We start from the raw sequence: 22,754 nt of genomic DNA, 5'->3' as shown, positions 1-22,754 counted from the left end.
CGGCGGCAGCGCTTCGCTTTACAGCTTGCCCTCCGGCCGCCATTCCCGCCGGTACCAGTCGACGAATTTCGCCAGTCCTTCCTCGATCGGCACTTTCGGCTTGAAGCCGATGTCGCGCTCTAGCGCGCTGGTGTCGGCAAAGGTCTTCTCGACATCGCCGGGCTGCATGGGCAGATCCTCACGGATGGCCTTCACGCCGAGCAGCCCTTCCAGCGTCTCGATGAAGCGGCCGAGATGCACCGGCTGGCTGTTGCCGATGTTGTAGATGCGGTGGCGCTCGCGGCCGGCCGCCGGCGGCTTGTCGAGAACCGCAATCACGCCCTCGACAACGTCGTCGACATAGGTGAAATCGCGCCACATCTCGCCATGGTTGAAGACGCGGATCGGCTTGCCGGAGAGCATCGCCTCGGTGAAGATCCAGGCCGCCATGTCCGGTCGTCCCCAGGGGCCATAGACGGTGAAGAAGCGCAGGCCCGTCTGCGGCAGCCCAAAGAGATGCGAATAGGTCGAGCTGATCAGCTCGTCCGCCTTCTTGGTCGCCGCGTAGATCGACACCGGATTGTCGACGCGGTCGCTTTCCACGAACGGCACCTTGGTGTTGCCGCCATAGACCGAGCTCGACGAGGCATAGACCAGATGCTTGATCTCGGGCGATGCACGGCAGAGCTCCAGCACCTCCAGGTGGCCGGCGATGTTGGCGTGGATATAGGCGCGCGGATTTTCGAGCGAATAGCGCACGCCCGCCTGGGCGCCGAGATGCACGATGCCGCTAAGCAGCGTTCCCTTGAGGTTCGCCGCCAGCGCGCCCGACTCGGCTATGTCGAGTTGCTGGAACGAAAATCCGTGCCGGCCGGAAAGCCTGGCGAGCCGTGCCGCCTTCAATGCCGGGTCGTAGTAGGCGTTCATGCTGTCGACGCCGACAACGGCGTCGCCGCGGGCGAGCAGGCGCTCGCAGACATGGCTGCCGATGAAGCCGGCGGCTCCGGTCACAAGGATGGTCATGCGCGGACCTCGGATGAGGGTAGGGGCGGGATCATTTCCGTCTCGGGGCTTTCTTGGCTTGCGCCGGCGGGTTCGGCCAACGCCAGCCATCGCCTTCGCCAGGCGCGGGCTGCGGGCGCGCCACATAGGCGAGCGAAACATTGGCCTCGAGATAGACGCGCGACAGCATCTCGGCGAGCACGCCCGACGTTACCATCTGCAGGCCGGCGATGACCAGGAAGAAGCCGGTGAACAGCATCGGGCGCGTTCCAATGTCCTGTCCGAAAAACACCTTCAAGCTGAACAGGTAGGCAAGGATCAGCGAGCCGAGCACGCCGAACACGATGCCGATGCCGCCGAAGAAATGGCCGGGCCTGGTGCGGTAGCGCATGAAGAAGAACATGAAGACCAGGTCGAGCACCACGCGGAAGGTGCGCGAGATGCCGTATTTCGACTGGCCGTGGATGCGGGCGTGATGCGTCACCACCTCCTGGGCGATGCGGCGCGGCGTCGTCACCGTCGCCAGCCAGGCCGGGATGAAGCGGTGCATTTCGCCATAGAGCCTGACGCTGCGGATGACGCTGCCGCGGAACACTTTGAGGCTGCAGCCATAGTCCTTCAGCCGAACCCCGGTGACGCGCGCGATCAGCGAGTTGGCGATGCGTGACGGCAGCCGGCGCATCCAGAAACCCTCCTGACGGTTCTTGCGCCAGCCGGCGACGAGGTCGAGGTCCTCGGTCAGCAGTCGATAGACCATGCGCGGTATGTCGAACGGATCGTTCTGCAGGTCGCCGTCGAGCGTCGCTATGACATCGCCGCGGGCAGCGTCGAGGCCGGCCTGCATGGCCGCCGTCTGCTTGAAGTTGCGCACCAGCTCCACAGCGTGCACATGCGCACCGTATTCGGCCGCCAGGCGGCGAATTTCATTCGGCGTGGCGTCGGTGCTGCCGTCGTCCACCAGCACCACTTCCCAGGGCTGGCTGTAGTTCTCCATCGCCTGGTGGATACGCACGATCAGCGGCTCGACGTTGTCGGCCTCGTTATACATCGGGATGACGATGGAAAGCTGGTGCTCGGGCATGACGGCACCGGCAGGCAGCCCCGACTGAGGAATGGGAAGCATGTCCATGGCGGTCATTTCCTTGCGGGTCCCGTAGCCGGCGTCTCCGGCAGCGTCGATTTCGAGGGAAACAGCCAGGCGATCGCACCGGTGGCAACGGCCGAGCAGAGGATGAACAGATGCAGCGCCAGCGCCGCCTGCAGCCCGTCCTTCATGGCGATGCCGGAATAAAGCAGCGCCGCTGCCGCGCCCGCCTCATAGGTACCGAAACCGGCGACGCCCTGCACCGGCAGGATGGCGGCGGCCTCGGCGCCGACGGCGCCGGGAAAGGCAGTCTGGAAGGAGGTGCCGAGCAGCATGGCGAGCAGCCATCCCTGCACGGCAAGCTTCAGCGTCCAGTTGGCGACCGTCCACCACCAGCCGTAGCGAGAGCGCCCCGTGGCCTCGGTGAAGATATCGCGCAGCTTGCCGAGCTTCGACACGATGCTGCCGCGCCCGGCCCAGTCATGCGGCGCGCGCGCCCAGCGCGGCAGATACCAGGCGGCGGCAATCAGCGCCGCGATGGCCGCAGCCCTGAGGGCCGGGTGAAGACCGGGCCACACCAGGCAGGCGAGCACACCGACGACGAAGGCGTCCTGCAGCCTGAACCACAGGAGCGAAGCGCCGGCGCGCACGATCGAGATGCCGAACACCTGCCGCAACAGCAGCGGGAAGGCGGTCTCGCCGCCGCGGAACGGCACCACGTTGATCATGGCGTTGTGAATCAGGATGACGCGCAGGCAGGCGCCGAAGCGGCCGTTCACGTCGTCGCGGAACTCGTCGCAGACCCGCAGCGCGCGCACCACATAAGTGACGAACAGCGCCAGCGTCACCGCAGCGAAGGCGCCGGGCGTGATGCTGGCGAAGGCGTCGCCCACCATCTTCCAGCGCGAGTCTGCCGCAAGCCAGGCCAGCAGCGCCAGGGTGACGATTATCGAGAATGCTTTTTTCAACCAGTTCTCCGAATGGCGCCGACCGCCGCACTCCGGGTAATTGCTTCGATTTCGAAATCGGGCGCACGGCCGGGGACGGCTCCAGGCCGCCGGCTCCCTTGCCGGCTTCCAATGGCCTGGCGAGGCGCCAAGATTCCGAGCCCTTCCGTGGTCGCCGGCCCGTTCAACGTTTCTGCTCCATCATAAGCGGCCGATCCTATAAACCAGCGGCTTGCCCATCCACAAGCTTTGGCGCGGCCGCAATCACTGTTCGCGGGCGATCCTGGCTCGCTGCGACGGGAAGGTTGACACCATTCCTCGAGCGGCAGTTAATATCACGTGGGGGCGGTAGCTGCGCATTGGGATCGAATACCCAATCTGGGTAGTGACGCCAGATCGAAAGGCGTCGTCGAAATGTTATCGCTCATCATTCCTGCAGTTCGAAAAATATTGCCGTCCAGACCAGCGCGGAGCGTGAGGTGCCGTCGTTCTGCGCGGCGCACGGACCTGATGCTTCTGCTCTTCTGCGGTGTAGTGGCGCTGTCCGGCGTTGCTCACGCAGCCGGCGCTGGGTCTCCGGCAGCGGCACAAGCAGGCACCACGCCGACGGCATTTGAGTTGCAGTTGTTCTATGCCGACCGCACCTGGAACTGGGAGGACGGAGCCGCCTATTTCGCCCAGGACAGGCGCATGCGTGCCTGGACGTCAAAGCCTGGTTCAACGTCCTTCGCCGAAGGCACATGGCATCTCAGCAATGATGGCAAGATGTGCATGGAGCTCGTCTGGCGGTCCACGGCCTATGCGGCACAGCCCATCCGCACCTGTTTCAGCCATCGCGTCCTGAACGGGACCGTCCAGCAACGGAGGGATCCGGATGGCCGGTGGTACAGCTTCAGGCACGCTTCGGACAATTCGGCCGACGAGTTCAAGAAAATTCAGGCGGGCGATACCAGGAGCGTCGATTTTGAAAAGGCCCGCAAGTTGGTCGATCCCAAGAGTTAGTCGCTGCTGGCGCACGTCCAGAAAAATGCCTAGAGCGGCTGGCCGTTTCACGGAAACGCCGACCCGCTCTATCTCTTTGCTCACGCAATTTCCGGACGGAAAACCGCTGCACACGTCCTGGAATTGCTCTAGCAGTTTCCGCTCGGAATTGTCCCGGCGGATCAAATCTAAGAGGCTCGCTGAGACAAGCCCTCAACCCAGCTCAGCGAGCCCACGCCCCGACACAGTACTCACAGGGACGACTGCCAGCCGTGCAGGCTGGCGTTTTTCCGCGGCGTTCATGCCGCGCGGCGCGCGCTTCGCGCGCGAGACGTCGGCGGACGCTTTGAAAACCTTCGGCTTCAGGGCCGGTCGGAGCCCGAAGAAGGGCGCTGCCGTCCTGACGATGGTGTCGAGATCGGAAAATTCCGCCACAAAGCCCAACTGCTCTTGTGCAAGGCTGGGATCGGCGAACAGCCCGGCCGGGTCGCCGGGCCGGCGCGGTTTATAGGCGACCGGGACCGTCCGGCCGGTGACGCGGCCGACGGCCTCGAGGATCTCCTTTATCGAGATGCCTCGGCCGGTGCCGAGATTGACGGACAGGCTGTCGCCGCCGGCCTCGAGATGCATCAATGCCATGAGATGCGCGCGGGCGAGGTCGCTGACGTGGATGTAGTCGCGCACGCATGTGCCGTCCGCCGTCTCGTAATCGGCGCCGAAGACCTCGATCGCCTCGATCATGCCGGACGCCGCCATCAGCACCCTCGGAATGAGGTGGGTTTCGGGTGTATGCCACTCGCCAAGCTCGCCTTCGGGATCGGCGCCGCAGGCGTTGAAGTAGCGAAGGATCGCGTATCTCGTTCCATAGGCAGCGGCATAGTCCCTGATGATTTCTTCGCCCACCAGCTTGCTGCGGCCATAGGGGCTGATCGGCTTCTGCGGCGAGGCCTCGCTCACCGGCAATGCTTCCGGCACGCCATAGGTCGCGCAGCTCGAGGAAAAGATCACCTTGTCGATGCCGCTTGCCCGCGCGGCGTCCAGTACGGCGATGGTGCCGCCGACATTGGTCGCATAGTAATCCGCCGGCGCGCTGACCGACTCGCCGACATAGGCAAGGGCGGCGAAATGGATGATCGCCTGTGGTCTGTGAGTCTCGATCGCCCGCCGCAACGCTTCGCGGTCCCGGATGTCGCCGACGACCAGCGGCCCCCAGGCGACGGCTTTCTCGTTGCCGCGGCTCAAATTGTCGTAGACCACCGGCAAGTAGCCCGCCGCCGACAGCAGCTTGCAGGCATGGCTGCCGATGAAGCCGGCGCCACCCGTCACCAGAACGGGGCGGCGGGTCATCATGCCGTTGCCTCCCTGGCGGTTGATGCCTGGACCCTGCGCGGGGCGATGAACCGACGTCCGCCCAGGACGGCGTCGAAATAGGCAGTGGTGTGGGCGAGGCCTTCGCTCAGCGCAACCTTCGGCTCCCAGCCGAGATGCTGCCTGGCAAACGAGATATCGGGCTTGCGCTGCCTGGGGTCGTCGACCGGCAGCGGCCGGTGCACGATGCGCGAGCGCGAATTCGTATAGTCGATGACCAGCTCGGCCAATTCCATGACGGTGAACTCGACGGGGTTGCCGAGATTGACCGGGTGCTGAGGGGCCACGCCGGCGTTCATCAGGCGCACGAAGCCTTCGATCAGGTCGTCGACGAAGCAGAAGGAGCGCGTCTGCGCGCCGCTGCCGTAGACGGTGATGTCGTCGCCGCGCAGCGCCTGGACGATGAAGTTCGACACCACGCGGCCGTCGTCGGGCCGCATGCGAGGGCCATAGGTGTTGAAGATGCGCGCGACGCGGACATCGATGCCGTATGTCCGTGAGTAATCGAAGAACAGCGTCTCGGCCGAGCGCTTGCCCTCGTCGTAGCAGGAGCGCGGACCGTGCGTGTTGACATTGCCGAAGTAACCTTCGGGTTGCGGATGCACCAGCGGATCGCCATAGACCTCCGAAGTCGAGGCTTGGAAGATCTTGGCGTTGTGTCGCCGCGCGAGCTCCAGAAGGTTGATCGAGCCGAGCACGCTGGTCTTGAAGGTGTGGATCGGATCGGCCTGGTAATGCGGCGGAGAAGCCGGGCAGGCGAGATTGTAGATCTCGTCGACAGCCAGGTCCGTCGGCAGTTCCTCGACGATGTCGTGCCTGATGCAGGTGAAAGTCGCGTCACGCGCTATCGCTGACAGGTTGTAGCGCTTGCCCGTGTGGAAATTGTCCAGCGCGATGACTTCATATCCATCGGCAAGCAGCCTTTGGCACAGATGAGAACCCAGAAATCCTGCTCCGCCGGCGACCAGCGCGCGTCCTTTATCGGCACGCCTCCGTCCCGGCTTGGTGTCCAGCTTCAGAACCTTGATGACCCTACCCATGGCGACCTCATACTCGCACACACCCACGCATCATCGTTCCGGGCCGGGGCAACAGCGTTGCCCGACCAGGTGAAATCATGGCGATCCCTCCGCATACGCGGAGTCGCCAGAAACGTGTGTTTTGTCTGAGTAAGCGGGGTCGTTGCCGTACGGCTTATGTGCTGCCGCTCAGCGTCCCTTTGCCCCTAAGTCGCGATCCACGAACATGGTTGCCACCACCGCGGACTGCTCGCCCAAATTGCACACCCAACGTATAGAAAGATATACCTGTGCGCCGCATAGTCAACTAATTTAGGGATTCATTAACGTTACTCTTTTGCTGTTGGTTAACTGTAGGCGTAGGCAGGCGCGCCTTTTGCGTCATAAAAAGGGCGGTTCCGTCCGGTTTTCCCGCGGTAAACACCGCGTGCCGCGGTCTTCGCAAAACTCGTCGAGCGTTAGGGCGGAAGGCTTCAAGGTGAAGACAAGGAACGCGTCTGGCGCCGTCTCTCGGCCTCTGGCATTTCTTGCGGCCGGTCTTTCGGGCTAGAAAATTGCGCAAGTATATCTTAGTTCGCCAACAGGTAGATCTGGCGAGCCTATAGGCCCTGTCCGCGAAACGCGCTTTCCGAATTGATCGGGGCTAGGCGGCCGTGGTGACGACGGCTCCGCAGCCGTGCTGTCCGGCACGCCGAGATGGCCTCCCGGCATCGCCACCACTCTGAGGTGCTTAAAAAAGGGAGCACAAGGAGTAGCGCAGGTTGGACAACTGGACGCCGTGCATTCCCGTTTCTACTCCTCATTGCCCTCCTTATTCTCCGCCCATCTCCTTCTTGAACTGGGCGAAGTCGACCTGCATGCCGTTGAAGATGGTGCTCCAGTGGCGGGTCAAGGCGGCCAAGGCGACTGCCTCCTGGATCTCCTCGTCGGTGGCGCCGGCGCGTTTGGCGTTCTCGGTGTCCGACCAAACACAATAATTGCAGGGGATTTGCGCCGCGACCGCCAGCGAGATCAGCGACTTCACCTTCGGCGGCAGCGCCGTCTTGTCACTGATCTCGATTGCCTTGACCTCTGCCCACGCGCCGGGCAGACCGGCTTTCGGGAACTGCTTCATGAAGCCGGGTACGCCCCCGATGGTCGACTGGATGTCCTTGATGGCGGCGTCATAGTCGTCGGCGCCGGCAGGCACGGTCAAGGCCGCGGTGAACGCGATAGCGGCGAGCAGCGAGGCGGAACGAAGGTAGGAATGCGCGCTTGAGATGATGCGAATGACAGGCATGGTGTTCTCCTCTGGTTTTTGTTAGCCTTACGGTGTAAGGTGATTTGAACATGAACCTTACAGTGTAAGTTGTCAAGCGGCGCCATGGACTCACCGAGCAAGAAAATCCGAACCCGCGGAAAATTGTCCCGCGAGATGATCGAGGACGCGGCCTTTGAGGTAATCGAGCGGGAAGGGCTCTCCGGCTTCTCGATGCGCAAGCTCGCCGCCAGGCTCGGCTGCGAGGCGATGAGCATCTACCATCACTTTCCCTCGCAGGCGCATCTCTACGAGGCGCTGGTCGATCGCCAGATGAGCGGGCTCGTGATCCCCGATCACAGCCTTCCTTGGCGTGAGCGGGCGCGCATCGGTATGCAGGAATTCCGGCGTGTGGCGACCGAGCATCCGGCCTTCGCGCCGTTCATCGTCGTCTATCGCATGAACTCGCCGCCCTGCCTCGCCAAGTTGAACGCCATCATCGGCCTGTTCGAGGATGGCGGCTTCGGACCTGAGCTCAGCGCCCGTCTGTTCCGCGCCGCCGGTTATTATCTGATGGGCGCGATCCTCGACGAGACCGCCGGCTACGCCAAGGGGCCGTCGGCGGTCACCACGGTCAGCGACGAAGAATTGCAGCGCGACTATCCCAGTGTCGTGGCGGCCGCGGCTTATTTTGGCACAAGCGGTTTCGACAAGACTTTCGAGCTTGGCCTGGAGATGTTTCTGGACGAGATGGAGCGGATTCGCGACGCTGCCCGGGACGAGGCCGCCAAAAGTGGCGATCGCGCCCGCAAGAAACTCTAACCAGGGCTTTCAATGCGCTTCCTCTCGGTTCTTGTCCTCATCGCCGGCGCTGCCATCGGGGTCTTTTATCCCTGGGCGGTGAGCAATTTCTCCGGCCATGCGATCGGCACCTGGCGCGTCTACGAGGGCGGCCGCTTCCGGCCGGCGACCGTACGGCTCGCTGCGCGCGACGCGCCTGTTCGCGTGCTGGTCGACCTCACCGCGCGTGCCGAGCGCGTCGCCTCGCAGCAGCACACGGTGCTGACGCTGACCGCGGCAGGCGGCGGCCGCACGGCGCTCGCCTCGACGCTCTCCTTCAACCACACCGACAATCCACGCCAGGTGAGCCCGCAGCTGCCCGACAAGATCTTTCGCGACGAGGCCGGTGTGATAGAGACGGTCACGCCGGGCGCTTACGTCTTCACTGTCGGTCCGGGCGATGCGGACGGGATCGACATGCGCGCCGTCGACCTGATCTTGCGTGCGGGCACCGGCTCGGTCGACGAACGCGCGCAGCCGGCCGGTTACACGCTGATGGGAGTCGGCTTGGCTGGACTGGTGCTTTCGCTGGTCTTTGGGCGCGGCAACAAGCCGCCGCAGAATCCCAACTCGCAGCCCCCGCCGCCGCGCTGGGGCCGCGGCGGTTCGCAAAGGTGAAGGCGGCATGAATTATCGCCACGCCTACCACTCCGGCAATTTCGCCGATGTCGTCAAGCACGCGGTGCTCAGCCGGCTGGTCGAGTATCTGAAGCAGAAGGACAAGGCCTTTCGCGTTATCGACACTCACGCCGGCATCGGCCGCTACGATCTCGCGTCGGTGGAGGCCGGCAAGACGGGTGAATGGCAGGGCGGCATCGGCCGGCTATCCGAGGCCGCGCTCGAGCCTCGGACGGCGGCGTTGCTTCAGCCCTATCTGGAAGCGGTGCGCTTGGAAAATCCCGACGGCGGTCTCCGCCGCTATCCCGGCTCACCGCTGATCGTGCGCCATCTCCTGCGCCAGCAGGATCGGCTTACGGCGATCGAGTTGCATTCCGAGGACGCTGCGCGGCTCAAAGCCGTCTTCGCCGGCGACATCCAGACCAGGGTGATCGAGCTCGACGGCTGGTTGGCGCTCGGCGCGCATCTGCCGCCGAAGGAAAAGCGCGGGCTCGTGCTTGTCGATCCGCCCTTCGAGGAGGAGGGCGAGTTCCAGCGTCTCGTCGAGAACCTGCGCCGAGCGCACCGGCGCTGGCCGGGCGGCATCTACGCGCTCTGGTATCCGATCAAGGATCGCAAGGCGGTCGCCGCCTTCCGCGCCGCGCTGAAGGAGACTGGCATTCCAAAACTGCTCGACATCGGCTTCGAGATCCGGCCTGCCTCGAGCGAACCGAGCCTCGACGGCAGCGGCCTTGTGGTGGTGAACCCGCCCTTCACGCTGGAGGCCGAATTGCGGCTGATGCTGCCGGCCTTGCATGGAGTGCTTGCCGTCGAACAGCCGTCGCGCTGGACGATCGAATGGCTGGCCGGTGAGTGAGACCGGGACCAGCCGAAGACTGACCTACGCCAGCGCCGAGGGTGTCACGCCGGTCAGCCGCCGGGTTTCGCGGATCAGATGCGCCTGGTCGGCGTAGCCGGCCTCGATGGCGAGCAGCGCGGTCGAGGCATCGCTATGCCGTCGCTGCAGGCGCCGGAAGCGGTGGAAGCGCAGGATGCGGTCGAGCGTCTTCGGACCATAGCCGAAAGCGTCCTCGAAACGCCGGCGCAGCGTCCGCTCGCTCATGTTGAGGCGGTTGAGCAGACAGGGAACCAGCGGCATCTCCGGCGACAGGCCTTCATCAATGAGGTCGAAGGCCCTGCCCATCAGCGCATCGAGCGCATCGCGCCCCTCTGTATGCGCGCCGACTTCATTTTCCAACTGCCGCACCATGCCGGCGAGGTCGGGCGCGGCCTTGACGCGATCCGACAGTTCGCGGGCGCGCGTACCCCATAAGTCCTGGAGGCTCAGCCGCCCGCCGACGATTTCGCCGGCCGGCAGGCCGAGCCACCCGGCGGCCGCGCCCGGCCGGAAACGGAAGCCGATGATCACCGACCCGGGGGGAAGGCGCTCGATCTGCGGCTCCTTGTCCGGTCCGGCCACGCGGAAGCGACCTTCGATCCATTGCAGATCGATGGTCGCGTCCGGCGTGACGACGATTGGCGGGACGTCCTGCTTCGCCATGCGATGCACCCAGACGACGGAGAAGGCGCCGGCCAGGCCTCGCGGGACGGGCCGTTCCCGAAAGAAAGCCGGTGGTCTGCGCCAGGACCGCTTCCATATCTTCTCCGATCTGCTTCGGCGTCCTCTGGCGGATCCGCTTCGGCCATTTTGGCCGAAATCTTCAATGCGGGTCGCGTCCGCCGTGGCAAAACAGATGCAGCCTCTTGGCGCGTCCAGCGCCTTCACTGCGCCGCATCCAGTCGCGGATGTGGTGACGAATATAGAAGGGAGTGAGAGAAATGAAAGCTCGCATCACCGTCTTCACCCTTGGCGTCGACGATCTGGAGGCGTCGCTCAAATTCTACCGCGACGGCCTGGGCCTGCCGACCGAAGGCATCATCGGCCGCGAGTTCGAGCATGGCGCCGTCGCCTTCTTCGAGCTTGCCGGCGGCTTGAAATTCGCGATCTTCGAGCGCGCGAACATCGCCCTCGACGCCACCGTGCCGCAGAGCGGCCGCAGCCCGACCGAGTTCACCATCGGCCACAACGTGGCGAGCGAGGCCGAGGTCGACGCGACCATGGCCGAGGCCGTCAAGGCCGGCGCGCGCGTCGCCAAGCCGGCGCAAAAGACCTTCTGGGGCGGCTATGCCGGCTATTTCCAGGATCCCGACGATCATCTCTGGGAAGTCGTCTACAACCCCGCTTTCATCCCGAAGGATTGACCCGGAAGCCTGCAGGAGGTCGACATGTCGATCGATACCATTCAGGCGATAGGCGCGCTTCTCATCGGCGGCGTGTTCGTCTTCGCCGGCATCGAGCACTTCCTGAAATTCAAGGCTATGTGCGACTATCTGGCGAGCCGGAAGTTTCCGGCTCCCGCTGTCATGCTGGCAGCCGGCTCAGCCCTCGAAGTCGTCGCCGGCCTGATGCTTGCGCTCGGCCGTGCCGTGCCTTTCGCCGCCGGCGCGCTTGTCCTGTTCACGCTGTCGACGAACGTCGCGCTGCTGCGCTTCTGGGAGTCCGAAGAGCCGGAGCGGCAGGTGCTGCGCAACGCCTTGCTGATCAACCTGGCCGTCGTCGGCGGACTGCTGGTGGCGGGAACCGTCTGACAGCCGGACCGCATCTGGAACGATGATTTGGGAAACCATTGTCTTCACAACCGCTTGACCGCCGCCAAGCGAATCCGCACAGTGCGCGCAACCGACCTTGAGAGGCTGTCATGACTCGCTTCGCCCGTTCCGCCCTTGCCGCGCTGATTTCGCTTCTGACGCCGCTTGGCACGTCGCTTGGTTTCACCCAGGCAGCGCAGGCCGCCGACGTTGCCGTTTTAACCGAGGATGACGGCAGCGTCTGCGCCGAGGCCTGGGTGCTGAGCAAGATCACCGATCGCTTCAGCTATCAGGTTCATCATGTGCCGCACCTGCCGGATGTCGCGATCACCGATTTCCATAACATCCGCCTGCATCGTTACCTGCCGTCGAGCGAGAGATGGCCGATCGGCCGGCACTATTGCCGCGCCACCGTCAGCCTGTCGGACGGCCGCGACCGCTCGATCTTCTACCTGATCGAGGAAGGCCAGGGCTTCGCCTCGATCGGCGACAATGTCGAGTTCTGCGTCTCCGGCTTCGACCGCTGGATGGTTTATAACGGCCGCTGCCGCGTGCTTCGGTAAGAAGCCGCCGATCCATTCCCCGGCCTGCGGCCTTCAGGCCGCAGGACACTCAGTGCGGCCCGCCGACCGCATCAGTCCGATCGCGAATATTGTGAGCTTGCCGGCTATCGCCGGAAGCAAATCGGCTAATCGGCCGCCAATTGACAACTGTCGAACCGTTGCCTAAAAAGAGACAGACCTGTCTCATCACGCGGCAGCATAAATGCCCTCATCGCCCTCCGCCAAACGCCAGCATGTCGTCGACACCGCGTATTCGCTGTTCAAGCGCGACGGCTTCCACGCCACCGGCATCGACCGAATTATTGCCGAGGCCAACATCGCCAAGATGACGATGTACCGCCACTTCCCGGCGAAGGACGAGCTAATCGTCGCGGTGCTCGAGCACCGCGCGGCGCGTTTCGAACGCCAGCTCGACCGGCTGGCCGCGACGGCGGAAACGGCGGAAGCGAAGATCTTAACGATACTGGACTGGCACGAACGCTGGTTTCGCGATCCGGACTTCCACGGCTGCCTGTTCGCGCACGCGCTCGCCGAGTTCGGCGATCCCGATCATCCGGTGTTCAAGGCAGCCAGCCGCCAGAAGAACGGTTTGCGGGCGCGCCTGCGCGCCATCCTGGAAGAAGAGATGCCGCCGGAGCGGGCCGAGGGCGTCGCCACGGCGCTGCTGATGCTGATCGAGGGCGCGACGCTGCTGGCCCAGATGGGGGAGGCTGATGCCGCCATCGCCAATGCGCGCAAGGCGGCTTCCGCCATCCTCGCCGGCGCGCAGGTCCCCCAATGAACGCGACGGTCGTTGGGCTCGCGCTGTCCGCGGCCATTTTGCATGCCAGCTGGAACGCCTTCCTACGGACCGGGGCCGACAGGCTGTGGACGGTCACGGTCATGAGCTTCTCGAGCACTGCCGCTGCTATTGTCCTGGCGCTCTTCCATCCGCTGCCGGCTGCGGCTGCCTGGCCCTATGTCGTGCTATCGGCCGTCCTTCAGGTCGGCTACAGCGTGTTCCTGGTTGCCGCCTACCGCTATGGCGAGCTCGGGCAGGTTTATCCGATCGTGCGCGGCAGCGTGCCGCTGCTGGTGGCGCTCGGCGGCTTCCTGCTGGCCGGCCAGCGGCTCGCCGCGCCGGAACTCATCGGCGTCGCGCTGGTCGCCTGCGGCATTATGGGTCTGTCAGTCGGGCGGGGCAGGGCCTCAGTGACATCGATCCTCTACGCGTTGGCCACCGGCGTCATCATCGCGGCCTATGCGACGGTCGACGCGATCGGCGTGCGCGTCGCCGGCGACAGCGCCGCCTACACCGCCTGGGTGCTGCTGATCTACGGTGCCCTGCTGCCGGCGGCTTTCGTCGGCCTGCGCGGCAGGCTCATTGTCGACCTGCGTGCGCCGGAAACACGCAAGGCCTTGAGCGGCGGCCTATTCGCGCTGCTGGCCTATGGCGCGGTGGTCGCCGCCTTCGCGCAGGGGCCAGCCGGGCCGATCACCGCCATCCGCGAGACCAGCGTCGTCTTCGCGGCCTTCATCGGCCGCTTCTTCCTCGGCGAGCAGTTGACGCCGCTCCGTATCGGAGCCTGTGCCGTCGTCGCGCTGGGCGCGATCTGCCTCGGTTATCGACCCTGACGGCGTCGGTATCGCGCTGGTCACGCTCGCGCGCCCTGGCCGGACAGATAGGCGCAGATCAGCTCGCCGAGCTGCTTCTGCAGCTCCGGCGCATCGAGCATGTTGCGGCGCGCCGCATTGTGGATCACGCCCTCGACGGCGGAGGAGAGCACGCGCGCCACGGTCTCGGTATTCTTCAGGCGCCGGCGGTATTGCGCGACGGCCGCCGCATAGTGCTCGAGATAGCGGGCTTGGAACGAGGCATGCGCGGCGTGCGAGCCGCGGTCGCCCGGCGTCTCGTCGAGTAGCACCTGATGCAGCGTCGGGTGAATGCTGTGCGCGGCGATCATGCCGCGCACCAGCTCGCGCGCGAATTGCCTGAGCGGCTTCTCCTCGGCCGCGGCTTCGCGAATGACGGACAGCACATGGTCGAAGTGGCGGCGTCGGATGGCGTCGACCAGCGCAAGCTTGTCGGGGAAATATTGATAGAGCGACCCGATGCTCACGCCCGCGGTCTCGGCCACCTTGTTGGTGCTGAAGCCCGCCCAGCCGATCTCGCTTAGAACGCGGGCACCTGCTTCGATTATCGCCTCGACGGTGGCGACCGAGCGCGCCTGGCGCGGCTCCTTGCGCATGCGCGGGGCTGGCTTTGCAATGCGAGTAGACATCCCCAACCTGCCTCCCGAGAATATAACCAGAATACTCACATTTGGCCTGAGAGCAATTCCAGGAAAAGTGCGAAGCGGTTTTCCGTCCGGAATTGCGACCAAGGAAGAACAGCAATTCCAGGAAAAGTGCGAAGCGGTTTTCCGTCCGGAATTGCGACCAGGAAGAACAGCAATTCCAGGAAAAGTGCGAAGCGGTTTTCCGTCCGGAATTGCGACCAGGAAGAACAGCAATTCCAGGACTGTGCGCAACGGTTTTCTCCCCTCGGAACTTGCGAGGAGCATGGAACGGCGGAGTCCTCACGCCGTCTGCAGTGGAGCCTGAGCGGATCAAGCTCTCCAGCGGCAGTTTTTTGAATGTGAGCTGTAAGCTCGCTTTTTGCCGCGCAAGCTTTGCCCCTTCGCCGGTTCGGTTCTGCTCCGCCTTGACTTGTAAATCTTTCCGCTGGACAAGATGAGGTGCTTTGTTTGGTGTGCGTTGTCCATTATGAGCAATACGCTCACATTCTACGCTCTGCGCGGCATCAAGATGTCTGGATGATCCGGCGATAGAGAGCATCGGGAATTCTCGACGGCGCAATTTCACTTCGACGGGCAAAGATTCTCTGTCGTTTTTTTCGCCGATGCCCTTGTCAACGCGTCTTGCGTAACCAAAATTCAATAACTGAAATTCATTGTGTTGCTTCGCTGGCTAGATAGCCGCGAGTCAGATATGCATGAGCACGCCGGGTCACTCACGACCTTGGGCAAAACGCAAGGGGCATCGCATGGCAAAGACGACAACCAAGGCGCCGGCGGCGAAAGCGCCGGCAAAGAAAGCGGCACCGAAGGCTGCCGCGAAACCTGCAGCAGCGAAGAAGGCAGCGGCACCGAAGGCAGCAGCCAAGGCTCCGGCCAAGGCTCCGGCCAAGGCAGCGGCAAAGCCTGCGGCGAAGGCTGCGGCTAAGCCGGCCGCGAAGGCGGCAGCGAAGCCCGCCGCCAAGAAGCCGGCAGCGAAGGCAGCGGCCAAGCCCGCCGCCAAGGCGCCGATGAAAGCAGCAGCCGCCAAGTCGACGGCAGCCGTGAAGAAGGCAGCGCCTGCCAAGAAGGCGCCGGCCAAGAAGTAATCGCGTAACTTCGCTCGCGAGCCTGAACAGGCGAGGGTGGGTGCCGTCGAGGCGCCCCTCTCGCCAGTTCGGCGTGACAACGGGCGAAGTGGATGGCAAAGGCCTGTCCTGAAAGCTCCTTGAAATTTGCCGCCCGGCAAACTTCCGGGAGCTTTTTTATTGCGCGACCGGCTCGCATCGTCACGATCCGTTCTGGTCCGGGCGATGTCGGCTGCTGCCGCACGTCGATCAGGTAGAAAGGGCTGATCAGCGCTTTGTGGCTTGGAATTCGACGGGCAGGCGAGGGCGATGCCGAAGCGGTAAGCCGGGTCATTGTTGCCGCTCTGCGGAAAAACAACGCCAGGGATTACGGGCCGGAAATCATCGCCCGCGTTGAGCAGAGCTTCAGCCCCTCTGCCGTGCTGCAACTTTTCAAGAAGCGCCAAGTCTTTGTCGCCGTTTGCGGCGACAAAATTGTCGGTACCGCGGGGCTGGACGGAACAACGGTTCGATCTGTGTTCGTCGATCCTGAATTTCAGGGACGCGGCGTCGGCAGCCGGCTGATGCTGGAGATCGAGGAAGCAGCGCGGGCAAACGGCGCGACGGTGCTGACGGTGCCGTCCTCGGTAACCGCGGAGCGATTTTATTTCAGACTTGGCTTCCGCTCCGGGACTGCTTCCACGACGACGAACGAACCATCATCATGGAGCGGTCCCTGAAGTAGCGGCGGCACGCGCCGCTCGAACAAGGTGCGGCCAACTGGCGGTAGGTTTTGGCGACGCTGGCCGTTGCTCTGGCAAGAGCGTTCGGTCAACAGTGCGCGCGGACAATCAGGAACCCGATCCATGCCGAAGCTGCTCTACGCCTCCACCTCTCCCTATAGTTCGAAGGTCCGCATGGCCGCCGCCTATGCCGGCATCGCCATCGACCTCGTGCCGGTCAAGACGGAGGACAAGCCGGCGGAGCTGATCTCGGCCAATCCGCTGGGCAAGATCCCGGTGCTGGTGCTGGAGGACGGCCGCACGATCCACGACAGCCGGGCGATCACCCAGCATCTCAACCGGCTGTCGAAGAACGTGCTGTTCCCGCGCAACCCCGACAAGCGGCTCGAGGCCGAGGTGCTGGAGGCGCTGGCCGACGGCATCTGCGACTGCGCGCTGTCGATGGTCTATGAGCGGCGCACGCGCCCCGACGCCATGGTCTATCAGCCCTGGCTCGACCGTCAGTGGGCGAAGATCACCGCCGCGCTCGACCTGCTCAACGCCAACCCGCCGAAACTGCCCAAGAAGATCACCGCCGGCCAGCTGGCGCTGCGTGCCACCCTCGGCTATCTCGCGCTGCGTTTCGGCGGCCAGTGGGAAAAGGGCCGCGGCCGGCTTACACGTTGGGCCGCGCGCTTTGACGAAAAGTTTCCGGAACTGAAGGGCTGCGTGCCGGGGTAAACAGCTCATCTCCACCCTTGTGGGGGAGATCGGCAGCCTCGCCGCCGCGCCTCCCCATATTGAATTGTCGCCCGGATTCGTGATTGCATAGGCCGTGCAATTACGAAGTGGTTCGCATGGCGAAGTCGGTCACCCAAACAATCGTCGCCCCCGACCCGATGGTCGAGCGCTTGCGCGCGGCCCTTGGCCGGCGCGCTTTCACGGAACAGAAAATGTTCGGCGGCACCTGCTTCATGATCAACGGCAATATGCTGATTGGCACATCGAAGCGCGGCTTGCTTGTGCGTGTCGGCAAGGAACGGCACGCGGCCGCAGCCGCACGGCCCCATGCGCGGCCGATGGAAATGGGCGGGCGTTCCATGGAAGGCTATGTCCATGTCGCGCCGGAAGGCACTGCAACCGAGGCAGATCTCGCCGAGTGGATCGATCGTGCGCTGGCTTTCGTCGAGACACTGCCGCCGAAGGTCAAACCCGCCAAGGTCGCAAAGCGGCCAGCCTGAACAGATCGCGCCGCCTATCCTTAACATCGGCCGTGTCGGCGGGGTCGGCCCGGGCACGCAGTCGGCGGAGGAAGCGATGGCATCTCTGGCGGGACGTTGCATGTGCGGCGCGGTCACCTGGATCTATTCCGGGGAGCTCACGCGAAATCTTGTCTGTCACTGCGCCGATTGCCAGCGCGCCACGTCCGCTCCCTTCACAGCTTTCCTCGGCATGAGGCCGGAGCAGCTGAACTGGGCCGGCGTCATCAGGCACTATGAAAGCAGCCCGAACACCTTTCGCGGGTTCTGCCCGTCCTGCGGTACCAGGCTCTACTTCCGCTCCGACAGATGGCCCGACGAGATCCACGTTCACGCCGCGTCCATGACCGACCCGGCCGACTACCGTCCGGACGCCCAGGTCTTCACGCGCTCGCGCGCGAATTGGCTCGACCGGCTGCAGTCGATTTCAGCCCATGAGGATTTCCAGCAGGCGCCATCCACCGGATTGCGCTGAAGGCGCGGCCAAACGTGTCGGCCTGCGGCAACGCGAGCCACAAAAAAAGCCGGGCGCGCGGCCCGGCTTTTTCCGTGTCGTGGCTTGGACGACTTAGAACTTCATACCGACGCCAAAAGTGACTCGGTTGTCCTTCGACTTGACGTTGCCGAGGGCGCCGAAGTCCTTGTCGCCGTAGTCGGTGTAGCGGTATTCAACGCGACCGAACACGTTGTCGGTGATCTTGATGTCGGTGCCGACACCGGCCGTCCAGCCCAGCATCGCCTTGCTCTCGTCGGTGGCGGTGACGCTATCAGTGATCTTCTGGTTCTTGGCGGCAAGACCGCCGGTGCCATAGAGCAGGATTTCCGGGGTCACGGAATAGCCGAGGCGAGCGCGCAGCGAGCCTTCGAGGCCGCCCTTCGCATTGATGCCCGCGCTGTCGCCCTTGACGCCATTGTAACCGAGATCGGCTTCAGCGCCGTAGACGAAGTTGTCCTGCTGCCACTGGTAGCCGCCGAAGACGCCGCCGATGAAGCCCTTGGTCTTCACATTGACGCCGGCGTCGCGGGCGTCGGCATGGCCGCTGAAGCCGTAGCCGAGGCTGATACCGGCATAGGGGCCGGCCCAGGAAGCGACGGGGAGTTCGGCGACCGGGGCCGGTGCCGGCGGCTCTTCGGTGACGGCGTCTGCGGCATAAGCGGTACCACCGAGGGCGAAGAGCCCGAGCGCAACCGCCAGCGGCCGCGCAAACTTGAGATTAGCTTGCATTGTTGTTTACTCCTTAAGCCACAAGACACGAGGCTTTTTATGTTCATGAATGCCCCCGGCCCGTCCGGGGGGATAAACGGGCCTGGCGTTCAACGGTTCCAAATGTCGTGCTGAAATACGGCTGAAGCGAACCTGAACTTGGGTAATTCCCTGGCGCGAATGAGGCCAAAAGGTGACGTTGCATCTTCGCAACAGCGAATGTCAGCACGCTAGTCATGTTGCGCTGCACACCGCTTGGTTCAAGGGGTTCGGGGACCTATATTGCATTATGAAACTTCCGCAATCCGGGTCGGCAGCGTGCGTACGGGCCGCTTCGCCACATTCCTGCCCCAGGTAGAAATGGCATTTAACGCTTGGCCCGTCATATTGTGCCGGCTTCCCGGAATCGTGAAGCCGATAGAGGATTGACGACATGAAAGAAGCCTTTGGCGTGGTGCTGGTGACGGGTGGAGCGAAAAGGATCGGCAAGGCGATCGTCGAGGACCTTGCCGCGCATGGCTTTGACGTGGCCATCCATGCCAATCGTTCCGGAGCCGAGGCCGAGGCGCTGGCCAGCCGCATCAGGAACCAGGGCGGCCGTGCCGCCGTGCTCGCCGCCGACCTCACCGATATGAAAGCCGTCGGCGATCTGGTCGGCCGCTCCGAAGCTGCCCTTGGCCCGGTCACGCTCCTCGTCAACAACGCCTCCTTGTTCGTCGACGACCGTGTCGAGGATTTCGACTGGCAGGCCTGGGACCGCCACTTCGCCATTCATCTGAAGACGCCGGCGCTGCTGGCGCAGAACTTTGCTCGGGCCTTGCCGGAAGGCGCGGAGGGACTGATCGTCAACGTCATCGACCAGCGTGTCTGGCGGCCGACGCCGCGCTATTTCTCTTACGCGCTGTCGAAATCGGCCCTGTGGACGCAGACCCAGATGCTGGCGCAGGCGCTGGGGCCGCGCATTCGCGTCAATGCCATCGGCCCCGGCCCGACACTGAAGAACAAGCGCCAGGACGACGAAGATTTCGGCAGGCAGGTCGAAGGGCTGATTCTGAAGCGCGGCCCACAATTACCGGAATTCGGCGCCACCATCCGCTATCTCTGGGAGGCGCGCTCCGTCACCGGCCAGATGATCGCGCTCGACGGCGGCCAGCATCTTGCATGGCAGACGCCCGATGTGACAGGCATGGTGGAATGAGTCCTGCCCATAAACACAGCCCCCTCGGCGCCGCCGATGATTTGCCGCCCGATCTCGACATCGAGGACGAGGCGTCGGAGGAAATCGTCGAGCCGGAGGCGGTTGCCGCCGGTCCCGACGTCGCTTTCACCGCGATCGACTGGACGCCGCATGCCGGCGACGCCGACGGCATGGTCGGCGCCGAGGTGATCCAGACTTTGGTCAAGCGGCTGCCCAACCAGCCGGGCGTCTACCGAATGATGAACGCCGCCGGCGACGTGCTCTATGTCGGCAAGGCGCGCAGCCTGAAGAAGCGCGTCACCAACTATGCGCAGGGGCGCTTCCACACCGCCCGCATCGGCCGCATGGTGCGCGAGACGGCGACGATGGAATTCGTCGTCACCCGCACCGAGATCGAGGCGCTGCTGCTCGAGGCCAACCTCATCAAGCGGCTGAGGCCCCGCTTCAACGTGCTGATGCGGGACGACAAGTCGTTCCCTTACATCCTGCTTACCGGCGACCATGTCTCGCCCGGTATCTATAAGCATCGCGGCGCGCGCTCGCGCAGGGGCGACTATTTTGGGCCCTTCGCTTCCGCCGGCGCGGTCGGGCGCACCATCAATTCGCTGCAGCGCGCCTTCCTGCTGCGAAGCTGCACGGATTCCTTCTACGAGAACCGCACGCGGCCCTGCCTGCTCTACCAGATCAAGCGTTGCGCCGGTCCCTGCACCGGCGAGATATCGCATCGGGGCTATGCCGAGCTGGTTGCCGAGGCGAAGGATTTTCTCTCCGGCCGCAGCCAGAAGGTGAAGACCGAGATCTCGGCCGCCATGCAACAAGCCTCCGAAGAGCTCGACTTCGAGCGGGCCGCTATCTACCGGGATCGCCTGGCGGCGCTGTCGCATGTGCAGGCGCATCAGGGCATCAACCCGCAGACTGTGGAAGAGGCGGATGTCTTTGCCATCCACCAGGAAGGCGGCCAGACCTGCATCCAGGTGTTCTTCTTCCGCACCGGCCAGAACTGGGGCAACCGCGCCTATTTTCCCAAGGCCGATCCGGCGCTGGAGCCGGCCGAGGTGCTGGGCTCGTTCCTGGCGCAGTTCTATGACGACAAGCTGCCGGCGCGTACGCTGCTTCTCTCCCAGCCGGTGCAGGAGCAGGAGCTGCTCGCCGAGGCGCTGTCAACCCGCGCCGGGCGCAGGATAGCGATCTCGGTGCCGCAGCGCGGCGAGAAGAAGGATCTCACCGATCACGCGCTGCAGAACGCGCGTGAGGCGCTCGGCCGCAGGCTGGCGGAAACGTCGACGCAGGCGCGGCTATTGCAAGGCTTTGCCGAGACCTTCGGCCTCGCAAGGCCGCCAGTGCGCATCGAGGTCTACGACAATTCGCACATCATGGGCACCAATGCGGTCGGCGCCATGATCGTCGCCGGGCCGGAAGGTTTTGTGAAGAACCAGTACCGAAAGTTCAACATCCGCTCGACCGAGATCACGCCCGGAGACGATTTCGGCATGATGCGCGAGGTGATGGAGCGCCGCTTCTCGCGGCTCCTCAGGGAGCATGGCGACGTCCAGCCTTCAATCGGAGCGGGCGCGGAGGCCGAGGACGATGCGGCAGAGGATCTTGTCGAGGGAAACGGCAGCTTCCCGGCATGGCCGGACGTCATCCTGATTGACGGCGGCCAGGGCCAGATGACGGCGGTGCGCAAGATCCTCTCCGATCTCGGCATCGAGGACCGGGTCGTCGCCATCGGCATCGCCAAGGGCCAGGACCGCGACGCCGGGCGCGAGCGCTTCTTCGTCAAGGGCAGGGACTCTTTCACGCTGCCGGTGCGCGACCCGGTGCTCTATTTCGTCCAGCGCCTGCGCGACGAGGTGCATCGCTTCGCCATCGGCTCGCACCGCGCCCGCCGCAAGAAGGAGATGGTCAAGAGCCCGCTTGACGAGATCGTCGGCATCGGCCCAGGCCGCAAGCGGGCGCTGCTTCACCATTTCGGCACCGCCAAGGCGGTCAGCCGCGCCGCGGTCGAGGACCTGGTCAAGGTCGATGGCATTTCCGAGCACGTGGCGAAGCTGGTCTACAACCATTTTCATGACAGCTGACCATTCTTGCGCCTATTTTGGGTTGACCAATCGAATCTCGCCTGTTGACCCCCCACATTGGCTTCTGATTTGAGTAGGCAGGCGGAGAGAGATCCCGATCAGATATGGCCCAGCGCGCGTTCAACCTGCCGAACATCCTCACCTACGCCCGCATCATCGCGGTGCCGCTGGTGGTGCTGTGCTTTTTTCTCGAGGGCCATCTGAAGTCCTCCGACTTCGCCCGCTGGTCGGCGCTCGCCATCTTCCTGCTCGCCTCCATCACCGACTATTTCGACGGCTATTTCGCGCGCGCCTGGCAGCAGACCTCCAACATCGGCAAGATGCTGGACCCGATCGCCGACAAGCTCCTGGTCGCCACCTGCCTGCTCTTGCTCGCCGCCGACACCGACCGCCATGCCGGCATTGCCGGTTGGTCGCTATGGGCGGCGATCATCATCCTGTGCCGCGAGATTCTTGTCTCGGGCCTGCGCGAATATTTGGCCGCGCTGAAGGTCTCGGTTCCGGTGACCCAACTCGCCAAATGGAAGACGACCATCCAGATGGTCGCCATCGCCTTCCTGCTCGTCGGCCCGGCCGGCGACAAGATCTTCCCGCTGACCACCCAAATCGGCCTGGTGCTCTTGTGGATCGCGGCACTTGTCACCCTCTACACCGGCTACGACTATTTCCGGGCCGGCCTGAAACACATCATGGACGAGTGAG

The 22,754-nt window shown here is 64.1% G+C and carries 26 protein-coding genes; 17 read left to right on the top strand and 9 right to left on the bottom strand.

Going from position 1 to position 22,754, the window contains the following annotated elements:
- Positions 1 to 18 precede the first annotated feature (18 nt).
- From EOA49_RS05255 to EOA49_RS05245, 3 genes are read right to left on the bottom strand one after another with little or no spacing between them, the layout of a single operon-like run.
- Complete coding sequence (locus tag EOA49_RS05255) at positions 19 to 1,002, bottom strand: NAD-dependent epimerase/dehydratase family protein (protein WP_095800066.1); 984 nt, start codon at positions 1,000 to 1,002, stop codon at positions 19 to 21.
- Positions 1,003 to 1,033: 31 nt separating this feature from the next.
- Positions 1,034 to 2,110 (bottom strand): glycosyltransferase family 2 protein, encoded by a 1,077-nt coding sequence (locus EOA49_RS05250; protein WP_095800065.1) that lies wholly within the window; start codon positions 2,108 to 2,110, stop codon positions 1,034 to 1,036.
- Positions 2,111 to 2,115: 5 nt separating this feature from the next.
- A complete protein-coding gene (locus EOA49_RS05245) occupies positions 2,116 to 3,033 on the bottom strand; it encodes a lysylphosphatidylglycerol synthase domain-containing protein (RefSeq protein ID WP_127240978.1) in 918 nt (305 codons plus the stop codon).
- Between the two features lie 393 nt (positions 3,034 to 3,426).
- Here EOA49_RS05245 and EOA49_RS05240 point away from each other — a divergent pair, with 393 nt between their 5' ends.
- The gene (locus EOA49_RS05240; protein WP_245460536.1) at positions 3,427 to 4,014 is read left to right on the top strand and encodes a DUF995 domain-containing protein; all 588 of its coding nucleotides are present in this window, start codon (positions 3,427 to 3,429) and stop codon (positions 4,012 to 4,014) included.
- Between the two features lie 192 nt (positions 4,015 to 4,206).
- Here the strand turns inward: EOA49_RS05240 and galE are convergent, their stop codons facing one another.
- The 3 genes from galE to EOA49_RS05225 form a co-directional block, all read right to left on the bottom strand.
- Positions 4,207 to 5,340 (bottom strand): UDP-glucose 4-epimerase GalE, encoded by a 1,134-nt coding sequence (gene galE / locus EOA49_RS05235; protein WP_127240981.1) that lies wholly within the window; start codon positions 5,338 to 5,340, stop codon positions 4,207 to 4,209.
- Positions 5,340 to 6,401, bottom strand: coding sequence for a UDP-glucuronic acid decarboxylase family protein (locus EOA49_RS05230; RefSeq protein ID WP_127240977.1), 1,062 nt, complete (start codon positions 6,399 to 6,401; stop codon positions 5,340 to 5,342). The genes galE and EOA49_RS05230 overlap by 1 nt, the downstream gene beginning before the upstream one ends.
- 790 nt (positions 6,402 to 7,191) lie before the next feature.
- Positions 7,192 to 7,659 carry a carboxymuconolactone decarboxylase family protein gene (locus EOA49_RS05225; RefSeq protein ID WP_127246197.1) on the bottom strand — a complete coding sequence of 156 codons (468 nt, stop codon included), beginning with the start codon at positions 7,657 to 7,659 and terminating at the stop codon, positions 7,192 to 7,194.
- Positions 7,660 to 7,794: 135 nt separating this feature from the next.
- Here EOA49_RS05225 and EOA49_RS05220 point away from each other — a divergent pair, with 135 nt between their 5' ends.
- The 3 genes from EOA49_RS05220 to EOA49_RS05210 are packed head-to-tail and all read left to right on the top strand — an operon-like array spanning position 7,795 to position 9,931.
- Positions 7,795 to 8,439: a TetR/AcrR family transcriptional regulator gene (locus tag EOA49_RS05220; protein WP_245460534.1), complete on the top strand. Its 645-nt coding sequence runs from the start codon at positions 7,795 to 7,797 to the stop codon at positions 8,437 to 8,439.
- 12 nt (positions 8,440 to 8,451) lie between these two features.
- Positions 8,452 to 9,075 (top strand): hypothetical protein, encoded by a 624-nt coding sequence (locus EOA49_RS05215; protein ID WP_127240975.1) that lies wholly within the window; start codon positions 8,452 to 8,454, stop codon positions 9,073 to 9,075.
- Positions 9,076 to 9,082: 7 nt separating this feature from the next.
- On the top strand, positions 9,083 to 9,931 hold the full coding sequence (locus tag EOA49_RS05210; RefSeq protein ID WP_127240974.1) for a 23S rRNA (adenine(2030)-N(6))-methyltransferase RlmJ: 849 nt from the start codon (positions 9,083 to 9,085) through the stop codon (positions 9,929 to 9,931).
- A 24-nt stretch (positions 9,932 to 9,955) separates the two neighbouring features.
- Here the strand turns inward: EOA49_RS05210 and EOA49_RS05205 are convergent, their stop codons facing one another.
- Positions 9,956 to 10,615, bottom strand: coding sequence for a helix-turn-helix domain-containing protein (locus EOA49_RS05205; protein WP_245460533.1), 660 nt, complete (start codon positions 10,613 to 10,615; stop codon positions 9,956 to 9,958).
- A 278-nt stretch (positions 10,616 to 10,893) separates the two neighbouring features.
- On the opposite strand from EOA49_RS05205, the gene EOA49_RS05200 reads away from it, so the two are divergent.
- The 5 genes from EOA49_RS05200 (at position 10,894) to EOA49_RS05180 (ending at position 13,880) form a co-directional block, all read left to right on the top strand.
- Positions 10,894 to 11,316 carry a VOC family protein gene (locus EOA49_RS05200; protein ID WP_095800059.1) on the top strand — a complete coding sequence of 141 codons (423 nt, stop codon included), beginning with the start codon at positions 10,894 to 10,896 and terminating at the stop codon, positions 11,314 to 11,316.
- 24 nt (positions 11,317 to 11,340) lie between these two features.
- Complete coding sequence (locus EOA49_RS05195; RefSeq protein ID WP_095800058.1) at positions 11,341 to 11,703, top strand: DoxX family protein; 363 nt, start codon at positions 11,341 to 11,343, stop codon at positions 11,701 to 11,703.
- Positions 11,704 to 11,813: 110 nt separating this feature from the next.
- Positions 11,814 to 12,266, top strand: a complete 453-nt coding sequence (locus EOA49_RS05190) for a hypothetical protein (protein WP_095800057.1) — start codon at positions 11,814 to 11,816, stop codon at positions 12,264 to 12,266.
- A 202-nt stretch (positions 12,267 to 12,468) separates the two neighbouring features.
- Positions 12,469 to 13,047 carry a TetR/AcrR family transcriptional regulator gene (locus EOA49_RS05185; protein ID WP_127242320.1) on the top strand — a complete coding sequence of 193 codons (579 nt, stop codon included), beginning with the start codon at positions 12,469 to 12,471 and terminating at the stop codon, positions 13,045 to 13,047.
- On the top strand, positions 13,044 to 13,880 hold the full coding sequence (locus EOA49_RS05180) for a DMT family transporter (protein WP_095823625.1): 837 nt from the start codon (positions 13,044 to 13,046) through the stop codon (positions 13,878 to 13,880). The genes EOA49_RS05185 and EOA49_RS05180 overlap by 4 nt, the downstream gene beginning before the upstream one ends.
- A 20-nt stretch (positions 13,881 to 13,900) precedes the next feature.
- Here the strand turns inward: EOA49_RS05180 and EOA49_RS05175 are convergent, their stop codons facing one another.
- Positions 13,901 to 14,494, bottom strand: coding sequence for a TetR/AcrR family transcriptional regulator (locus EOA49_RS05175; protein WP_127239810.1), 594 nt, complete (start codon positions 14,492 to 14,494; stop codon positions 13,901 to 13,903).
- Positions 14,495 to 15,291: 797 nt separating this feature from the next.
- On the opposite strand from EOA49_RS05175, the gene EOA49_RS05170 reads away from it, so the two are divergent.
- The 5 genes from EOA49_RS05170 (at position 15,292) to EOA49_RS05150 (ending at position 18,044) form a co-directional block, all read left to right on the top strand.
- Positions 15,292 to 15,630, top strand: coding sequence for a histone (locus EOA49_RS05170; protein WP_127239808.1), 339 nt, complete (start codon positions 15,292 to 15,294; stop codon positions 15,628 to 15,630).
- A 254-nt stretch (positions 15,631 to 15,884) separates the two neighbouring features.
- The gene (locus tag EOA49_RS05165) at positions 15,885 to 16,328 is read left to right on the top strand and encodes a GNAT family N-acetyltransferase (RefSeq protein ID WP_245460532.1); all 444 of its coding nucleotides are present in this window, start codon (positions 15,885 to 15,887) and stop codon (positions 16,326 to 16,328) included.
- Positions 16,329 to 16,454: 126 nt separating this feature from the next.
- Positions 16,455 to 17,051, top strand: coding sequence for a glutathione S-transferase (locus EOA49_RS05160; RefSeq protein ID WP_095800053.1), 597 nt, complete (start codon positions 16,455 to 16,457; stop codon positions 17,049 to 17,051).
- Positions 17,052 to 17,167: 116 nt separating this feature from the next.
- Positions 17,168 to 17,551: a TfoX/Sxy family protein gene (locus tag EOA49_RS05155; RefSeq protein WP_245460531.1), complete on the top strand. Its 384-nt coding sequence runs from the start codon at positions 17,168 to 17,170 to the stop codon at positions 17,549 to 17,551.
- A gap of 76 nt (positions 17,552 to 17,627) precedes the next feature.
- Positions 17,628 to 18,044 (top strand): GFA family protein, encoded by a 417-nt coding sequence (locus EOA49_RS05150; RefSeq protein ID WP_127239807.1) that lies wholly within the window; start codon positions 17,628 to 17,630, stop codon positions 18,042 to 18,044.
- Between the two features lie 93 nt (positions 18,045 to 18,137).
- On the opposite strand, the gene EOA49_RS05145 is transcribed toward EOA49_RS05150, so the two are convergent.
- A complete protein-coding gene (locus EOA49_RS05145) occupies positions 18,138 to 18,794 on the bottom strand; it encodes an outer membrane protein (RefSeq protein WP_067330375.1) in 657 nt (218 codons plus the stop codon).
- A 412-nt stretch (positions 18,795 to 19,206) separates the two neighbouring features.
- Here EOA49_RS05145 and EOA49_RS05140 point away from each other — a divergent pair, with 412 nt between their 5' ends.
- From EOA49_RS05140 to pgsA, 3 genes are all read left to right on the top strand, one after another.
- Entirely contained in the window at positions 19,207 to 19,971 is a 765-nt protein-coding gene (locus EOA49_RS05140) for an SDR family oxidoreductase (RefSeq protein WP_095800049.1), read from the top strand.
- Positions 19,968 to 22,052 carry an excinuclease ABC subunit UvrC gene (gene uvrC, locus EOA49_RS05135; RefSeq protein WP_067330379.1) on the top strand — a complete coding sequence of 695 codons (2,085 nt, stop codon included), beginning with the start codon at positions 19,968 to 19,970 and terminating at the stop codon, positions 22,050 to 22,052. The genes EOA49_RS05140 and uvrC overlap by 4 nt, the downstream gene beginning before the upstream one ends.
- 104 nt (positions 22,053 to 22,156) lie before the next feature.
- Positions 22,157 to 22,753, top strand: coding sequence for a CDP-diacylglycerol--glycerol-3-phosphate 3-phosphatidyltransferase (pgsA, locus tag EOA49_RS05130; protein WP_067330383.1), 597 nt, complete (start codon positions 22,157 to 22,159; stop codon positions 22,751 to 22,753).
- Position 22,754 lies beyond the last annotated feature (1 nt).

Source organism: Mesorhizobium sp. M1A.F.Ca.IN.020.04.1.1, assembly GCF_003997315.1.
Taxonomy (GTDB): Bacteria; Pseudomonadota; Alphaproteobacteria; order Rhizobiales; family Rhizobiaceae; genus Mesorhizobium.
Note: the sequence above shows the minus strand (reverse complement) of the source record. Positions and strands in the feature narration are given on the sequence as shown.

What these genes read in the sequence shown, in the direction of transcription:
- EOA49_RS05160 (WP_095800053.1), top strand. Translation starts at nt 16,455, where the DNA reads ATGCCGAAGCTGCTCTACGCCTCCACCTCTCCCTATAGTTCGAAGGTC.
- EOA49_RS05150 (WP_127239807.1), top strand. Translation starts at nt 17,628, where the DNA reads ATGGCATCTCTGGCGGGACGTTGCATGTGCGGCGCGGTCACCTGGATC.
- galE (WP_127240981.1), bottom strand. Translation starts at nt 5,340, where the DNA reads ATGACCCGCCGCCCCGTTCTGGTGACGGGTGGCGCCGGCTTCATCGGC.
- EOA49_RS05140 (WP_095800049.1), top strand. Translation starts at nt 19,207, where the DNA reads ATGAAAGAAGCCTTTGGCGTGGTGCTGGTGACGGGTGGAGCGAAAAGG.
- EOA49_RS05185 (WP_127242320.1), top strand. Translation starts at nt 12,469, where the DNA reads ATGCCCTCATCGCCCTCCGCCAAACGCCAGCATGTCGTCGACACCGCG.
- EOA49_RS05240 (WP_245460536.1), top strand. Translation starts at nt 3,427, where the DNA reads ATGTTATCGCTCATCATTCCTGCAGTTCGAAAAATATTGCCGTCCAGA.
- uvrC (WP_067330379.1), top strand. Translation starts at nt 19,968, where the DNA reads ATGAGTCCTGCCCATAAACACAGCCCCCTCGGCGCCGCCGATGATTTG.
- EOA49_RS05225 (WP_127246197.1), bottom strand. Translation starts at nt 7,659, where the DNA reads ATGCCTGTCATTCGCATCATCTCAAGCGCGCATTCCTACCTTCGTTCC.
- EOA49_RS05190 (WP_095800057.1), top strand. Translation starts at nt 11,814, where the DNA reads ATGACTCGCTTCGCCCGTTCCGCCCTTGCCGCGCTGATTTCGCTTCTG.
- EOA49_RS05170 (WP_127239808.1), top strand. Translation starts at nt 15,292, where the DNA reads ATGGCAAAGACGACAACCAAGGCGCCGGCGGCGAAAGCGCCGGCAAAG.
- EOA49_RS05195 (WP_095800058.1), top strand. Translation starts at nt 11,341, where the DNA reads ATGTCGATCGATACCATTCAGGCGATAGGCGCGCTTCTCATCGGCGGC.
- pgsA (WP_067330383.1), top strand. Translation starts at nt 22,157, where the DNA reads ATGGCCCAGCGCGCGTTCAACCTGCCGAACATCCTCACCTACGCCCGC.
- EOA49_RS05220 (WP_245460534.1), top strand. Translation starts at nt 7,795, where the DNA reads ATGATCGAGGACGCGGCCTTTGAGGTAATCGAGCGGGAAGGGCTCTCC.
- EOA49_RS05255 (WP_095800066.1), bottom strand. Translation starts at nt 1,002, where the DNA reads ATGACCATCCTTGTGACCGGAGCCGCCGGCTTCATCGGCAGCCATGTC.
- EOA49_RS05145 (WP_067330375.1), bottom strand. Translation starts at nt 18,794, where the DNA reads ATGCAAGCTAATCTCAAGTTTGCGCGGCCGCTGGCGGTTGCGCTCGGG.
- EOA49_RS05230 (WP_127240977.1), bottom strand. Translation starts at nt 6,401, where the DNA reads ATGGGTAGGGTCATCAAGGTTCTGAAGCTGGACACCAAGCCGGGACGG.
- EOA49_RS05175 (WP_127239810.1), bottom strand. Translation starts at nt 14,494, where the DNA reads ATGCGCAAGGAGCCGCGCCAGGCGCGCTCGGTCGCCACCGTCGAGGCG.
- EOA49_RS05250 (WP_095800065.1), bottom strand. Translation starts at nt 2,110, where the DNA reads ATGGACATGCTTCCCATTCCTCAGTCGGGGCTGCCTGCCGGTGCCGTC.
- EOA49_RS05215 (WP_127240975.1), top strand. Translation starts at nt 8,452, where the DNA reads ATGCGCTTCCTCTCGGTTCTTGTCCTCATCGCCGGCGCTGCCATCGGG.
- EOA49_RS05155 (WP_245460531.1), top strand. Translation starts at nt 17,168, where the DNA reads ATGGCGAAGTCGGTCACCCAAACAATCGTCGCCCCCGACCCGATGGTC.
- EOA49_RS05180 (WP_095823625.1), top strand. Translation starts at nt 13,044, where the DNA reads ATGAACGCGACGGTCGTTGGGCTCGCGCTGTCCGCGGCCATTTTGCAT.
- EOA49_RS05205 (WP_245460533.1), bottom strand. Translation starts at nt 10,615, where the DNA reads ATGGCGAAGCAGGACGTCCCGCCAATCGTCGTCACGCCGGACGCGACC.
- EOA49_RS05200 (WP_095800059.1), top strand. Translation starts at nt 10,894, where the DNA reads ATGAAAGCTCGCATCACCGTCTTCACCCTTGGCGTCGACGATCTGGAG.
- EOA49_RS05210 (WP_127240974.1), top strand. Translation starts at nt 9,083, where the DNA reads ATGAATTATCGCCACGCCTACCACTCCGGCAATTTCGCCGATGTCGTC.